The 16054-nt window shown below is 36.5% G+C and carries 14 protein-coding genes; 4 read left to right on the forward strand and 10 right to left on the reverse strand.

The annotated features are described in order from the left end of the window. Positions 1-99: 99 nt before the first annotated feature. From ACQKKK_RS01930 to ACQKKK_RS01945, 4 genes are all read left to right on the forward strand, one after another. Entirely contained in the window at positions 100-1476 is a 1377-nt protein-coding gene (locus tag ACQKKK_RS01930; RefSeq protein WP_427613672.1) for a UDP-glucose dehydrogenase family protein, read from the forward strand. Then, the gene (locus ACQKKK_RS01935; protein ID WP_427613673.1) at positions 1451-2482 is read left to right on the forward strand and encodes a GDP-mannose 4,6-dehydratase; all 1032 of its coding nucleotides are present in this window, start codon (positions 1451-1453) and stop codon (positions 2480-2482) included. The genes ACQKKK_RS01930 and ACQKKK_RS01935 overlap by 26 nt, the downstream gene beginning before the upstream one ends. Before the next feature lie 423 nt (positions 2483-2905). Then, positions 2906-4048, forward strand: coding sequence for a non-hydrolyzing UDP-N-acetylglucosamine 2-epimerase (gene wecB / locus ACQKKK_RS01940; RefSeq protein WP_427613674.1), 1143 nt, complete (start codon positions 2906-2908; stop codon positions 4046-4048). A gap of 282 nt (positions 4049-4330) precedes the next feature. Next, on the forward strand, positions 4331-5263 hold the full coding sequence (locus ACQKKK_RS01945) for a hypothetical protein (RefSeq protein WP_427613676.1): 933 nt from the start codon (positions 4331-4333) through the stop codon (positions 5261-5263). A gap of 168 nt (positions 5264-5431) precedes the next feature. On the opposite strand, the gene ACQKKK_RS01950 is transcribed toward ACQKKK_RS01945, so the two are convergent. From ACQKKK_RS01950 to ACQKKK_RS01995, 10 genes are all read right to left on the reverse strand, one after another. Further along, positions 5432-6973 (reverse strand): hypothetical protein, encoded by a 1542-nt coding sequence (locus tag ACQKKK_RS01950; protein WP_427613678.1) that lies wholly within the window; start codon positions 6971-6973, stop codon positions 5432-5434. A 105-nt stretch (positions 6974-7078) separates the two neighbouring features. Beyond that, the gene (locus tag ACQKKK_RS01955) at positions 7079-8125 is read right to left on the reverse strand and encodes a glycosyltransferase family 4 protein (RefSeq protein ID WP_427613680.1); all 1047 of its coding nucleotides are present in this window, start codon (positions 8123-8125) and stop codon (positions 7079-7081) included. A 5-nt stretch (positions 8126-8130) separates the two neighbouring features. Next, positions 8131-8934: a glycosyltransferase family 2 protein gene (locus ACQKKK_RS01960; RefSeq protein ID WP_427613681.1), complete on the reverse strand. Its 804-nt coding sequence runs from the start codon at positions 8932-8934 to the stop codon at positions 8131-8133. Then, a complete protein-coding gene (locus ACQKKK_RS01965; protein WP_427613683.1) occupies positions 8912-10132 on the reverse strand; it encodes an O-antigen ligase family protein in 1221 nt (406 codons plus the stop codon). Before ACQKKK_RS01965 ends, ACQKKK_RS01960 begins: the two co-directional genes overlap by 23 nt. After that, positions 10113-11579, reverse strand: coding sequence for a lipopolysaccharide biosynthesis protein (locus tag ACQKKK_RS01970; RefSeq protein ID WP_427613685.1), 1467 nt, complete (start codon positions 11577-11579; stop codon positions 10113-10115). The genes ACQKKK_RS01965 and ACQKKK_RS01970 overlap by 20 nt, the downstream gene beginning before the upstream one ends. Before the next feature lie 19 nt (positions 11580-11598). Next, complete coding sequence (locus tag ACQKKK_RS01975; RefSeq protein ID WP_427613686.1) at positions 11599-12591, reverse strand: NAD-dependent epimerase/dehydratase family protein; 993 nt, start codon at positions 12589-12591, stop codon at positions 11599-11601. Between the two features lie 22 nt (positions 12592-12613). Beyond that, positions 12614-13165 carry a sugar transferase gene (locus tag ACQKKK_RS01980; protein ID WP_427614046.1) on the reverse strand — a complete coding sequence of 184 codons (552 nt, stop codon included), beginning with the start codon at positions 13163-13165 and terminating at the stop codon, positions 12614-12616. Between the two features lie 104 nt (positions 13166-13269). After that, the gene (locus ACQKKK_RS01985) at positions 13270-13893 is read right to left on the reverse strand and encodes a CpsD/CapB family tyrosine-protein kinase (protein WP_427613687.1); all 624 of its coding nucleotides are present in this window, start codon (positions 13891-13893) and stop codon (positions 13270-13272) included. After that, a complete protein-coding gene (locus ACQKKK_RS01990; protein ID WP_427613688.1) occupies positions 13883-14626 on the reverse strand; it encodes a YveK family protein in 744 nt (247 codons plus the stop codon). The genes ACQKKK_RS01985 and ACQKKK_RS01990 overlap by 11 nt, the downstream gene beginning before the upstream one ends. 96 nt (positions 14627-14722) lie before the next feature. Continuing rightward, complete coding sequence (locus ACQKKK_RS01995; protein ID WP_427613690.1) at positions 14723-15901, reverse strand: acyltransferase family protein; 1179 nt, start codon at positions 15899-15901, stop codon at positions 14723-14725. Between the last annotated feature and the right edge of the window lie 153 nt (positions 15902-16054).

Below are 16054 nucleotides of genomic sequence, written 5' to 3' on the forward strand. Positions count from 1 at the left end.
TTGATGAAGTATGTGTGGTCACTCAAAACGATTGCCAGTTCTTGTATAATTAGAACAAATTCTTTTTTAAAAAATAAATGTGTAAAGGATGACGTCACAATGTACAAAATAGCAGTAGCAGGTACAGGCTATGTCGGCTTAGTGGCAGGTGTATGTTTTGCCGAAGTTGGTCATCAAGTGACCTGTGTGGATATAGATGAAAATAAAGTGAATGTAATGAAGTCTGGGATTTCTCCTATTTATGAAGCTGATCTAGAAGATTTGATGCAGAAGAATTATGCTGCTGGAAGGATTGATTATACTACTGATTATAAATCAGCCTATAAGGATGCAGATGCGATTTTTATAGGTGTCGGTACTCCAGAGCAGCCAGATGGTTCTGCTAACCTTTCCTATATCGCAACGGTTGCACGGCAAATTGCTGAATCGGTAGTGAAAGATTGTTTAGTTGTTGTGAAATCAACTGTCCCGGTTGGAACGAATGATAAAGTTGATCAGTTTATTCAAGACTTCTTAGTTAATGATGTAAAAGTGGAAGTTGTATCGAACCCGGAATTCTTGGCACAAGGTTCTGCTGTGCATGATACGCTGCATGCCGAACGGATCATTATCGGAACGGAAAGTAAATGGGCTGAAGAACTGATGCAGAATATTTATGAGCCGTTTCATTTACCTGTAGTTTCAGTGAATAGAAGATCCGCCGAAATGATCAAGTATGCATCCAATGATTTTCTTGCGCTTAAAATCTCTTATATGAATGATATCGCCAATCTTTGTGAACTTGTTGGTGCGGATATTCAGGATGTAGCTAGAGGGATGAGCTTCGATAATCGAATTGGAAGCAAGTTTTTAAATGCTGGTATTGGTTATGGTGGTTCATGTTTCCCTAAGGATACGAAAGCATTGGAGTATTTGGCAAGACAAAACGGTTACGAGCTTAAAACCGTGAAAGCTGCCATTGATGTGAACAAAGACCAAAAGACGATGCTATATAAAAAAGCTAGTAAAAGACTGATTACCTTTAATGGTTTGAAAGTAGCGGTATTAGGATTAACTTTTAAGCCTGGTACTGACGATTTAAGAGAAGCGGCATCTCTTGAGAACGTGCCTTTATTATTGGAGCAAGGTGCCGATATCTATGCGTACGATCCTGTTGGAGCTGAAAATTTTGCTAGAGTGTATCCAGAAGGTAAGAATGGTAAAGGCAGTATCACGTATGTTGCGAATATAGAGCATGCCTTAGAAAGTGCAAATGTCTGTTTTATTTTTACTGAATGGGGAGAAGTGAAAGCATTAACGTCTGCTACATATAAAAAGTTGATGAGAACGCCTTTAGTATATGACGGAAGAAATATCTATAGTGTAGTAGAAATGCAGGAATCAGGGGTAGAGTATCACTCCATTGGAAGAAAGCCTGCTAGTAGAAAAGGCATAAAGGAGTCGAAGCACGTTGAATTACAAATCCCTAGATCCTAGTAAAACATATCTAATCACTGGAGCAGCAGGTTTCATCGGATATTTCTTATCTAGAACACTACTCGAAAAGGGCTGCAGAGTGATCGGTGTTGATAACATCAATGATTACTATGATGTGAAGCTTAAATATGATCGTTTGGAAAAACTTAAACCTTATGAGAAATTTACCTTTATCAAAGGTGATATTTCTGACAAAACGATGATCACAAATATCTTCGAAGAGTATAAACCTAATATTGTAGTAAATCTGGCTGCTCAAGCTGGAGTGCGATACTCGATCGAGAATCCTGATGTGTACATTCAAAGTAATATCATCGGTTTTTACAACATCCTTGAAGCATGCAGGCACAATCCTGTGGACCATCTTGTTTATGCTTCATCCAGTTCTGTTTATGGAGCTAACAAAAAGGTTCCATTTGAAGAAACGGATTTTGTTGACAACCCTGTCTCACTTTATGCATCAACTAAGAAATCAAATGAATTGATGGCCCATACATACAGTCATCTATATAATATTCCTGCTACAGGACTCCGTTTCTTTACGGTTTATGGACCTATGGGACGACCGGATATGGCCTACTTTGGATTTACTGATAAGTATTTTGCTGGTGAACCAATTAAGATCTTTAATAATGGTGATTTTGAAAATGACTTATATAGAGACTTCACCTTTATTGATGACATTGTCGAGGGAATAGAACGTCTTCTATCCAACCCTTCAGTTGGAGATAATAACGTTCCTCACAAAGTATTTAACATAGGAAACAACAATCCTGAAAAGCTGATGGTTTTCATTAAAACTTTGGAGAAATGTTTAAGTAATGCTCTAGGCAAGGAGATAGAATTTAATAAGGTTTTCGAGCCAATCAAACCTGGAGATGTACCTGCCACTTATGCTTCTACTGATTTGCTGCAGAAGGCTGTCGGATTTAAGCCGGAGACTTCAATAGAAGAGGGTTTGCAAAAGTTCGTAAATTGGTATGTAGAATATTATAGAAGTAAATAAGGACTTTTTTAATTCTACCTCTATAGTTAGGGTGATTTTACTAGTCACATTTTTAGAAAGATAAAAATAGACAAAGAGTTATTTAAAGCTCTTTTGTTTATTTTGAAGAATTTCTTTGTTTTGATGTTATTCAACACCTTCAAATAGATACAACCACTCGGGTATAAACCTACCTGTTAGTCAAGTTTTCTGTTTGCCAAAAGGTTGTAAAGGATAAAGTTCTACAGAAAATTCGATTCTCAGGACAACTGATGTATGAAACTTTATTAATAGTAACTATTCCATATCTAAAAAAATGTTTGAAAGAGAATTCAAGCTACGTAATCGTACAATAAAAAGGTAGAAAAAGATATATAAGTGATATTGTTTTGAATTATTTAATGGTATCAGAATTAATAACATAAAATACAAGGAGTTAAAAGTATGAATAAAAAAATAAAAATTATGACTATTTTTGGCACTAGGCCAGAAGCGATAAAAATGGCTCCTTTAGTATTAGAATTAGAAAAGTATCCTGAAAGTATTGAATCTATCGTTACGGTTACAGCTCAACATAGAGAAATGTTAGATCAGGTTTTAGAGGTTTTTCAAATTAATCCGGATTATGACTTGGATATTATGAAAGACCGGCAGTCTTTGACAGGAGTTACTATAAATGCATTATCAGGGTTAGATAATATTATGAAAGAAGTGCAACCAGATTTAGTTCTAGTTCACGGTGATACTTCTACAACATTTGTTGCAAGCCTTTCTGCCTTTTATAATCAAATTTCAGTGGGACATGTTGAGGCAGGTTTAAGAACATGGAATAAGTACTCTCCATTCCCTGAAGAAGTAAATAGGCAATTAACTGGAGTTATAGCCGATTTGCATTTTTCCCCAACAGTTCAATCCAAAGAAAATCTTATACAAGAAAATAAAAAGCAAGAATCAATTGTTATAACAGGTAATACAGCCATTGATGCTTTAAAAACGACCGTATCAGATTCCTATAAGCATGATCTTATAGATGAAATAGGCTCTGACAAAATGATTTTGTTGACTGCTCACAGGCGAGAAAATCTTGGAGAGCCTATGAGAAATATGTTTAAGGCAATAAAACGACTTTTAGCAGAAAATAGTGATATACAGGTCGTTTATCCTGTTCATCTTAACCCCGCTGTTAGAGAAATTGCTGATGAAATACTAGGTAATGATGATAGAATCCATCTAATAGAACCATTAGGGGTTATCGATTTCCATAACTTTGCGTCACGTTCCCATCTTATTTTAACGGATTCTGGTGGAGTTCAAGAAGAGGCACCGTCTTTGGGGGTTCCAGTCCTTGTACTTAGAGATACAACGGAAAGACCAGAGGGAGTAAAAGCAGGAACCTTAAGACTGGTAGGAACTGATGAAGATATTATTTTTCATACAGCGCATGAGTTATTAAATAATGAAGAACAATATAATGCCATGGCTAAGGCAGCAAACCCTTATGGAGATGGAAAGGCTTCTAGCCGAATTGTTCAAGAAATCTTATATCGTTTTGGTAAAGTTGATAAAGCTCCATCTGAATTTCAGTAATTGTTGATTTTATATATAAGAACCTACTAATTATTGAGACAGAGAGTTTTTTGGAAAGCTCTTTGTCTTTTTTATTAATTTGGATAAAAGATTCTTCTATTATATAAATACCTCGTTTAACCTATACTTCCTTCTATATTGAAACCCACAAACATCTCAGTCATAATTTGTTAAAAATGTAGTTAGCTGTCCCTTTCAAAAAAGTGTATCGTCTGAAAGAGAATCCATTGATAGAACCTTCAATGAATATTCGAACAATGCCAAATAAAAAACTAAAAAAGGATGAATTTCATGAAAAAAATCATCGGTTTTCTCATATGTTTTTTGCTGATTGTTTTCGTCATTTACCAACAGATTAATTCTGTTTCGAACCATAAAGAGAAGATATATGTTGAAGATTTTAAAGGGGCTAATGATTCTGCGAAGATTCAAGCTGCCATCGATAAAGCACACAAGAATAAATTAAAGACCGTTATGCTGGATGATAGGAAGTATACGATTTCATCACCGATCATTGTTAGGAAGGGTGTTAAGCTGTTATTCGGTTATGGAACGAAGTTCATTGTGGAGGGGAACTTCAGGGTGCTTGAGCTTGAGCAGAATGCTTCCATTGAAGGTGCTTATGTAGTGATAAATGATCCTGAATTTAATTCGGAGGTCATTTACTTAGATGGTAAGTATAAATATTATAATACCTGGAACAAAACACAAGTGAAGGATGTAAATATTATTAATTGGTCTGAAAGTAATCAGGGTACAGGGATTTCTTTATATGCTGGCGGTAAAGGTCATGAGATTTCTTTCGTGAACTTTGAAAATATCAAGGTTGCAGGCATGAAGACTGGGGTAAAGTTAATGGCTGAAGAACCGTCTTCTGGAAAGGCATGGATCAATGCCAATCGGTTTTTGAATCTATCTTTAGAAGATTGTGTGAACATGATTTACATAAATAGTGGTTCTACCATTCCGAATGAGGCGAGTGGCAATCAATTTACGAATTTGCAGATACAGCCTTCAGGCAAAACAAAGAGCATTTTGAAGGTAAGCGGTCAATATAATAAGTTTGAGGGAATGTTCTGGGATTTGGACAAAATCACACTTCAAAACAATGTTATTGAACTTACGGAAAATAGCATGGGCACTAGCATTGATATCCCATCCTTGCCTATGAGCCGAATCACTGACAGTGGTCAAGCTAATATCTTGAATCAATAAATAAAAGAGTGTTTCTTTCCATCAAAAAGGGTGATTAGCTAATATAAATGAACTCATCTACTATATTTCAAAATGATTAACTGGTACTATTGATCGTTATCCATATAAGGGGGAAACCCCTTGCCACTTTGGATAACGAGTATATATACCAGTTTTTTAAATTTAAGGTTATAGCTTTGAAGTGATAATTTGTCCTTGATCATTAATAGTCACTTTCCACCTTGTTCCGTTTGGAGAAGCCATTGTCACAGCTTTCCCTTTTTGAAGTTCTAAATCTCCATATAATGTTCCGCCTGTAGTCGGCAGCCAAGCTGCACCAGGCTGTAACGATGATCTTGCGAAGATCCGGTTAATCCGGAATCGTTTATGCTCTTGTGTATAGCCACTTAACGTCAGTTTAACTTTATACAGCACCTCTGCTCTTGCTTCTGAGATGACGGTGTTACCGGCATTAAATGGGAGATTTTTTGCAACTGTCCAAGGTCCATTTAAGCTTTGTTGATATTCAATCAGCACCCGACTGGGACTTTCATTCCATCCAAAATAAATACCAAAGCAATTTAGCATATTAATAGGTTGTTTGGAAAAATCCAATTCGATTACAACTGGTTGGGAACTAGGAACATCCAGGTAATTTATACTTTGCTCATCGAGTAAATTGAAACAGTTATTGATATTTCCTCCATAAGGAGCTTTTCCAGAAAGCTGACGTACAGCGTAGCGGATGTTTGCATTTATTAAGATATCGTCCTGATTCCCGACCAGATGGGCTTTGCCTAAGGCAAGAGGGGGATATATATGGAGCGATTCTTCATGAGGAGATGTGCATCGATTGTATTGGCCGAGATCAAGGATGGATGTGGATACCTGATTCGAGCTTAGGTAGTTGTGATGGGAAGTGGCGGAGAATTCAATGACGGGGGGAGGAGCATCCATACGGTAGATATCCCATATGATGCCTTCAAATATATTATAAGCACCTGAGCATCGAATGACTTTTTTCGTTTGTTTGCGGCTTTGAACTTGAATTCCAGTAAAGGTGTTCCCGGAAATTTCGTAAGGTAAATCACTGTTTCCTACAATCTCGATACCGTACTGGCAGCCATCTATAAAAATGGACTCGAAGGAATTAGCATTAATCCAACACGGGGTATCTATATTTAAAAGTTTTTCGGTTTTTAAATAGATGGCTGTATGGAAGTTTGTGATTTGGAGGGAGCTTGCCTTAAAAAAACTGATGAAATCCCATGCTTGTTTACAGTATAAATGGATGGCTATACCCTGATACGTTGTTGTACGGTTGATAATATTGATATTGGATATAGCTGTATGATTATGGATTTCTATTTGCTGTGCCCCGGAAAGGAAAATGACGGATGAATTGAAGCTAGAATCCACGACTTCAATCGTCCCGCCGGAGATGGAAGCATCCTTCTGCAGCTCAAAAACCTGGAAATTACCTTTAACGATTAATGTTATCGTGGGATCAATTTCCAGGTGTACATTCGACTTAATGACAATGGGGGAGGAGAGGGTATATTGTTTCTTCCCTGTAATGATAACTTTAGAGTAGTTATTATCTACACAATAATCAATCGCTGCTTGAATGGCTGGTGAATTATCCGCTAGATTCGGATTGGCGCCAAAACAATCAATATTGGCAACATCCCTGTTCTGGCAATCTTCAGGGAGGCCGAGTGGATCTGCCATCTATAACACTCCTTTTATGGTGATGTTATATAGCATATGCTTGTCCAAAAACTATGTATAGGTATAAAAAACAAAAAAACAAACGAGGCCATCGTTTGTTTTTAATCATTGATAAGTTTTCAGTGTAGAATGAATCATATTTGAGAGGGAGAAGGATTCTTCTACCTTTTGTCTTGCTTTGCTTCCTAAGCGTTGTCTTAAATCATCATTACCTTGAAGTGATTTAATTTGTTTGGCAAATTCTTGTTCCGAATGATGTGAAATGAGAATCCCGGTTTCATGGTCCACAACCGCTTCTTTAATGCCGCCTACATCCACTGACATAATTGGCGTTCCAGCAGCCATTGCTTCCAGGACGACCATTGGGAACACTTCCCTAAGTGAAGTTAATAGTAGTAAGTCCATATTGCATATAAATTCATACGGATTGGAGGCCTTGCCTAGGAGCATCACTTTGTGGCGCAAATTTAAGTTTTTAATCATTTTTTCTACAAATTCCCGCTCTGGTCCATCTCCGGCAATATAAAACATCACGTTAGGTACATCTTTCAACTCATTAACAATTTTCAAGAAAAGCTCATGATTTTTCTCTTTTGATAAGCGGGCTAAAATCCCCACATTGAAAGTTTCTTTAGGCTGTAGTTGTTTAAAAGAAAAGTGTTCCACATCCACACCGTTGTATATCGTCCGAATAAGATCCTCCCTGACACCCAGCTGAAGTAAGTTATCCTTTTCAAAATTACTGATCGCGATGATTTGTTCAACATGCTTATTCAGCAGCCTTTTAAATAGTAAGGGCATCTTTTTTTCTAGGATCGTTACGTTATGCTTGGTATACACCAGTTTGATATTTCTTCTGGTCAGTTTCTTGATGGCGATCGAATATAGCAGCATTCGTAAACTATTGGCATGAATGACATCAATCCGTTTTTGGCTGACTTGTTTGCATAGTAGTTTAAGATTGGCAAGGTGATTATTTAAACGTAAAGGAATGAATTGTTGTTTGTTATGGATTTGCTTGTACAATTCACCCGTTGCAGCAGCAGAGTAAAACGTCATGTTTTCATCTTGGAGATGGTTTTCCAATTTACAAAAATACATCTCAGCTCCGCCTATTATGAGTTTATCGGTAAGTAGCAGGACATTGTTCATATACCTTATTTCCCTCCAGTTGGTATAGAGGCAGGCAGCGAACCTCTGTTTTTGTTATATGCGTTATAGGCGTATTTGCTAAAATAAAAGTTAGCTTTTACAAAGTTCAATTTTTCCTGGCTTCGTAACAGTTTCCAATATCGGTAAGCAGCCTTCAATTTATTCCTTGAGGTAGAGTTACTGACAATGCGATATCTGGATAAGACTTTCGGTAAGCCATGCGCTTTATAACCTTGGCGTAACAGCAACAGCCATAATGCGGTATCCTCAGGCTGAATATCGGGCATTTCAATATGCTTGATTTGCAGTCTATCCAACATCACGGTCAAACAGCCAATCGTTGTATTTCCAATCAGTTGCTTATAATCCACCGCTTTAGGTGCGTTTACTTCAATATCAAGAGAATTTCCTTCTTCATCTATTAAAGAATAGGAGGTGAAAGAAAAAGCAAGATTTCCCTTTTGCATAAATGTGACTTGTTCTTCCAATTTAGTTGGGAGCCATAGATCATCACTATCAAGAAACGCGATATAATCTCCATGGGCTTCTTTAATTGCTATATTTCTAGCGCGGGCAGCCCCGACATTCTTAGATAAAGGGATAAGTCTGATCCGTGAATCGTTAACTGAATAGGATTTAATGACATGAACCGAGTCATCCTTTGATTGATCGTCAACAATGATCATCTCCCAGTTAAAGTAGGTTTGATCTTGGACCGTTTTTATGGTTTCCGTTATAAAAGACGAGTTGTTATAAGAGGGAGTTATCACGGAAACTAAAGGTCTGTCATCCTTTTTGCTGTAGATCATTACATTCCACCTCTTTTCTCTCATATAAGGAAATATATTTTAAAGTTAATGCTAAAAAGGAAAAAAATGCTTCATTAATCATGAGGGAAAGGGACATCATCTGTATTAAGAAAGCAAAAAGAGTAAGCACAATGAAGGGTTTTTCTTTATGTAATTTAGTCTTGAATAACGTGATGATGAGCATCAATAAAAAGGAAATGTAAAACAGAAAACCTATGATTCCAGACTCTACTAAAACCTCAAGATACGTATTGTGAACATATAGCTTTTCATTATGCTCGAAAGCGTAATAATCGGAAAAATTAAAAGCACCAATGCCAAAAAGGGGATTGGACATAAAGTAGTTAATCGCCTGTCCCCATAATCCAAACCTGCCGCTGCCACCATCTGTTGAAAAGTCAGTAATGCGGCTAGTGATAATTTCATTGAAATCTATTTTGATAATAGATCCAGCAATATACATCACAGTTAGACATAACAAGGAAACAGTAATCATCTTGATTTTTTTTGAGAAATTGGCTAAGAGCATGTACAAAAAGACCACCAGTACGAGCGCTAAAATACCACCTCTTGAAAAAGTCAGGAGGGAAGTGATCATACATAGGATGAATCCAATTGAGTGCTTGAATCCCTTTAAATGGGTTAAATAAAAGGAAAAAAATAATGTGTTAAAAAAAATGAAGATGTTCGGGTCATCCAGCAAACCGATTAATCTTGGATAATCCCGGTCCAATAATAATCCATATGATGTAATCTCAACACCTGTTGGGAATCTTCCCGTCACCTTTATTCCAATGATGTATAATAATAGGCTGCTAACGTTAAAGATGATCCCGACATTTGCAATGGATTTCTCAATGGCACTTAAGGTTGTTAACTCCAGTACATATCTCATGATGAAATAACAGCCAAGTACGAGTATCACACCTAGGATGACCCGAATGCTCGATTCAGGGTATTGGGAAAAAGCACCGCTCAGACAATAGGTAAAATAAAATAAAAGCAATAGGATTTCATAATGGTAAAGGGTATGGAAATGAAAATCCCGAAAATGAATGCAGAAGAAAATGGCTAGAAAAATCATGTAAATTTTTAATGAAAAACCAATGGATATATTATATTTACTGAGTGTAATAAAAAATAACAAGAGAAAGACCGACCACATAGAGGTGTTCTTATTAATTAGCAATCTTTCCATTCTCTTTTTGTCTCCCATCTTGTAAATGTTTGGTGTCATTTTTCTTTTTAAGTAATTCTAAGATTAGTTGCTTGATGTCCTTATCGAATATCAACATTAGACCAGTGACTAAAATGATGGTAGAAATCATGGCTATGAAAGGATACTTGGATAATAAGTTGTGCATTAGGATGAAACTAATGGAAAAGAAAGAACCATACGGCAGGATGACCTTGAAAAATACCGTTCTTTTTTCTGGATTCGCAGCGACATAGCCAATGAATGATACGATTTCCATCGATAGGACGGCAAAAGCTGAACCAGCCACTGCATAGTTGACACTAAGAAAGTAGAAGGAAACCAAACCGACGGTGATGGTCATAAACTGGACCATTGTACGCCGGTTCTGTAATCCCCTTGTCGTGAGACCGTCAGCAATCGCAATGTTAAAGCCTTGCAGAACGATTATAAAGGCCAGTATTTTTAAAGGCTGAACCGCAGATCCCCATTCGGCTCCGAATAAAAGGGTGACGAGATATATAGCCAAGTAGAACAGGGATATAGTCATGCACATGCCGATAAAGGACATGATTTTCATTTGCAGGATATTCAATCTAGTGTGTTCTGTAAGTTCGCCTTGGTTGTATCGCTTAAATAAAAGCGGAAAAAAAGCGCCTGCAATGACCCCTGGTATTTGGTATAAAGCAGAAGGAATCCGGTAGGCTACAGCAAAGAGACCGACAAGCGCTAAAGGCAGTGTTTTTTCTAACACCAATGGTCCCAATTGCGGGGTTAGCATGATAAATAACCCACTGATTAAAAACGGACTAAGATTTGTTAATAATTGTTTTTCAAAAGGGGATTTCCATTTTATTTCCGCTTTTTTCAGTAGTAGATAAAGGCTGTAAAGTCCTCCGGCCAAATAAGAAAATCCATATAAGAAGGCTGCTGAATGGACATCCACTTTTAAGCCCATACTCACCGTGGTTGAGATGATTAAAGCAACGGATGAGAAGATTTTTATTGATGCGATGAATTGCATCCTTTCAGTTAATTGAAAATAGGTTATTCCAATACTCTGCATCGCCAGGCCAATGACCATGGGGATCATTAGGCTGTAGATCATATTAAGAATTTGTTGTTCTTTATAAAAAATATGTATGCCTGCAAAGAAAACAAAAAAGGTTAAAAGGGAGCAAACAATCCGAATTTTAATATAAGAAGAAAATACCTTCCCTAAGTGTTCCTTCTTCGATCCTTCCCTCAGGAAAGTATTACTTACCCCGAGGTCCGTAAAAAAGTTCATGACCATGGCAAGAGCAAGTGCCACACTAAAAATCCCATAGTTCTTTGAGTTAAAATAATTAGCTAATAGAATGAGAGTGGCCGCATTAAGGACATTAGATAGAATTGTACTGTAAAATAAATGGATAATATTTTTTAAAATAGAGTTCTTCTTTGTATTCACTTTTTTTTGGCTCCCGATTTTATGACGATAAAGTCGTTGACTTGAGTAGTGGTGCAGGTGAATGAAGTGCCTTTGCGGTTAAAGAAGAGTGATTTTGATTTAAATAATATTCATATGTGCTCGCAAGGCCCTTTTCAAGTGAATGAGCGGGTTGCCAACCCAATTTTTGGGTCGTCGTTTTATTACAGAGTAAACTTTCTTTGATATCCCCATTTTTCGCTGGCTGATAAATAGGAGATAAATCATGGGTGCCAAATGATTGAATAATCGAGAATAATTGATTGATGCTTGTACTGGTCGTTGATGAGATATTGTAGGTGCCGCTTCCTTCTGATTCCAACGCTTTCAGGTTGGCATCAGCTACATCTTTAACATAGATGAAATCCCTCGTTTGAGTGCCGTCCCCATAAATAACGGGCCGCTCATTATTTATGACAAGATTAGTGAAGATCGATATAACACCGCCTTCACCACTTGCTGTCTGTCTTGGTCCATATACATTACTATATCGAAGATTTACATAATTTAAATCGTATAATTCTTTTGCAAGCTTTAGATAATCCTCTGCCGTTTTTTTTGATGCACCATAGGGTGATAACGGAGAAGTAAGATGTGATAAGGTAATTGGCATGACATCAGCATTTCCATATACAGCCGCAGATGAGGCAAACACTATCTTTTTTACGGCATACTTGTGAGAGAGCTTAGCGATGTTTATCGTTCCCAAGATATTGATCCGTGCATCATTCGTAATGTCCGAAATGGATTTTTGTACACTAACTTGTGCAGCTTGATGAATGACATAGTCAGGCCTAAATGTCTCCATTGCATTATCGAGCAGGGCTTCATCTTCAACATTTCCAAAGAAGGGAGTGACTTTGGCATGGACATTCTTCATCGTTCCGGTAGATAGGTTATCATATATAGCTACTTCATAATTATTACGGATTAATGTATCGACAATATGAGAGCCAATAAATCCAAAGCCCCCAGTTACTAGCACTTTATTCATTTTTCACTACCCCTTTTTTAGATTATCTAGCTCCGTTACCAGTAAATACTATGGTCAATGTTCGGAACAAAATCTTGATTTCCATAGCAAGTGAGCGGTGTTGAATATAATATAGGTCGAAATTCAGTTTTTCTTTTGGTGTTAAATCATACCCCCCATTTACTTGTGCCCACCCAGTAATTCCAGGTTTCACATATAAACGTTTTTTAAAGCCAGGCAAAAACATTTCGAATTCTTTATAGAAATATTCTCTTTCAGGTCTTGGACCGATGAGCGACATTTCCCCTTTTAAAACATTAATGAGCTGAGGGAGTTCATCAATGCGTGTTTTTCGTATAAATACTCCTATTCTGGTAACTCTAGAATCATTTTCACTTGCCCACTTAGGTCCATTTTTTTCGGCATCGATGCCCATGGAACGCAGTTTAATCATATTGAAAGGCCTCCCATCCAGGCCCAATCTTTGTTGATAAAAAAAAGGGGAGCCAGTTGAATCAATAGGGATAAGAATGCAAAATAAGAATAATATAGGTGCTGAAAGTATCAGCAAAAAAAACGAGATGATAAAATCCATAGTGCGCTTTAGATTAAAATAAGATGATGTCGATAGTGGTTTTATCAGGATTTCTTCCTGCCTATCGACTCTGGCTTTCGAATCCACTGGTTATCCTCCCTGATTTATGAAATGATCATTGATCCTGAAATTTCAAGGTTTGCCCTATCAAATTGCATTTTTACACTTGCAATTTTCTCTAACTTATCTCTTCCTTCTTGTATCGCTAAAATTATGCCATCACAATATTTAGCAACGATATTTGCATCAGGTTTATTTAAACTATCTGATGTATGAAATAAAATGATATCAAAACTCTTTTTCCACTCTTTAATCAGAGTGGGGAGGGTCTCTAATGTTAATAATGTTGCTGGTTCATAAATGACTTCGCTTGTAGGTATACAGAATAGTTGTCCCTTTATATGTATAGCATGATCGTTAATATCGGGCTTCTCATTTAAAAGCAAGTTGGTCAAACCGAATGAATTATCGATATTAAACACTTGATGCAGCGAAGGTTGACGCAGGTTGGCATCCACTACCAGCACCCGTTTACGTTGCTCAGAAAAGGCAAGTGCTAAGTACGCGGTGGCATTGGCAATATTCTGTGATTGTGAAATGGATGTAATCATTAATATTGACTCGTCTTTTTGAAGATTGGACTCGATATTGTTACATATTGAGTAAAATTGCTCTTTATTGGTTTCATTTAGGTAAAAGGATTGTTTCCTTGTGAATTTAATACTCACTATATTCACCCCGTTTTGTGGAAGGTAAGGTTTTATAAGTTGTTTTGCGTTTTCTGTTTTTCCATGTTGTATTTAAATCCAACCTTCCTAATAATGGAATCCCGAGCAGTTCAAGTTCCCGATCGGAATAGGTCGAATCATCAAAGTGTTCTCTAAGAAGTGCTAAACCTATTCCAGCGAAAAAGCCTAAAACGATTGAAATGGCTATAATGAATTTGGGCTTGGGGAAAAGCAGTTCTGCTTGTCCCATTTCATTATCAGTGAGAATGCTAAGCTGTTTAACGTTGGTAATGTCTTTAAATGTAGAGATGGAATGCCTTGCGACAGTCTGGGCGATATCTTTAGCGGAATCAGGATTCGAATCCTTGACGGTAATCGTAATAATTTGTGAATTATCTCTATTGGTAATGGAAACTTGCTTAAGTAAGTCATAACTTGAAGTCTTAAGATGCAATTCCTCTTTAACCCCTATCATGATTTGAGGACTTTTAATGATGTCCATATAGGAAAGAGCCAGTTGTCTATTCTCTTGAACTTTATTCATCGAAGCGTCCTTTTCGTCCATGCTCAAAGATCCTGCCAGGACTTGAGTTGAGTACTGATAAGTTGGCTTCATAAGGTACATGGACGAAAAAATAATGAAACCAGTAATGCAAAATGCAGAAAGTATTATGATAAATATTCGCTTTTTTAAGATTCGTATAAAGTCTTTTATTTTCACTTTTTCATTCATCGATTTCACCACTTTTTTAGAGATAAGTAAGAATACGTTTAAAACTTGAAGAGAATAATTATATTTTGCAATACGGCAGTAATAGAATGTGAGCAATTATCCTATTTTGCGCTTTAGTACTATTGGAACATTGGATATTTCTGTTCCTTGTTTGTTTCTCGTGAAATACGATCCGAGGCTCATGCATGGTTTTTCCACGAATAGATAGGCTACTGAAGAGAGTAAAAAAGAAAAGAAAAATGAAAAAACCAATATTAAACCGGTAGGCAGCTTGTTATAGAATAGGTACATGAATGAGAATAAGGATATGAGATGATACAAATATAAGCTATATGAAATTTTCCCTAGAAAAGTTAGCATTCTAGACCTTAAGAGAGTTGAAACTGTTTGCGAAGATACGCTCATGGTGATAAAGATGCAAACACCGCACGAGACCACATAGTCCCTGAAAATATAATTGTTTAAAAAATCCACTTCGCCAATAATACCTTCGTACATAAAACAGATAATCGCCCACATCAGCAATGAGGTTTTTACAGTTTTTTTCATTTTAAAGGTATAGGCAAAGAGTGTATGCCGATATTTTGCTAACATAGCTCCCATTAAAAAAAGAGTACTATAATGGAAACTTAGAATAATGCTGGTTATATCCACACTAGAACCAAATAAATATAAACACACAGTCGAAGAAAAAATTAAAACAAAAAGCCATAATAATGAATATTTGAGCTTTCTTCGTATAAATAAAAGTACCAGTACAGGGAATACAATTGAAATTCTCATTTCGTGGACAAGTGACCATATTACATTGTTATAGGCGTCTGTATTGAACTGACCAATAAACAAAAGATGTTCTATTAATAAGGAAGGAGTGTCAAGAGCTGTCCAAGATTTACTAAACCAGTCAGTGATAAAGGGTAAATCAATATGGCTTAAAAGTCTTTTCGCCAATATAGCCAAGCTTATTGCCACTAGATATGGTATATAAATTCGAAACACTCGTTTTATTAGATATGTAGAATAGCGGAATTTAGCACTAGTAACTGATAAATACAAAACAAAACCACTCAATACAAAAAATAGAATGACAGATTCATTTCCACTACTGAAAAAAAGGCGTAGAGGAGTTTCCTTGAACAAATAAATCATATAGGGACTGTTTGAGTCGTATTTATAATTTGCATAGGCAGGGTAAACCATCAAATAATGCCCGATTAACACAATGAGAGCTGCTAAACCCCTTAATGAGTCGAATTCCTCATATCTACTAGTCATATCCTCCTCCAACCATTTTTTTTATAATATAGCATTTGTTCTTAATAAAGTATATATAGTTCTATAAAACAGACAAAATTAGACAAAAAAAGTAAAAGTTAAACCATATTATCCTAACTTTCAATTATTAAATGTTTAATGGGCGTACTATTA

Origin of the sequence: Peribacillus sp. NPDC006672 (genome assembly GCF_050274955.1) — a bacterium.
Lineage (GTDB): Bacteria > Bacillota > Bacilli > Bacillales > DSM-1321 > Peribacillus.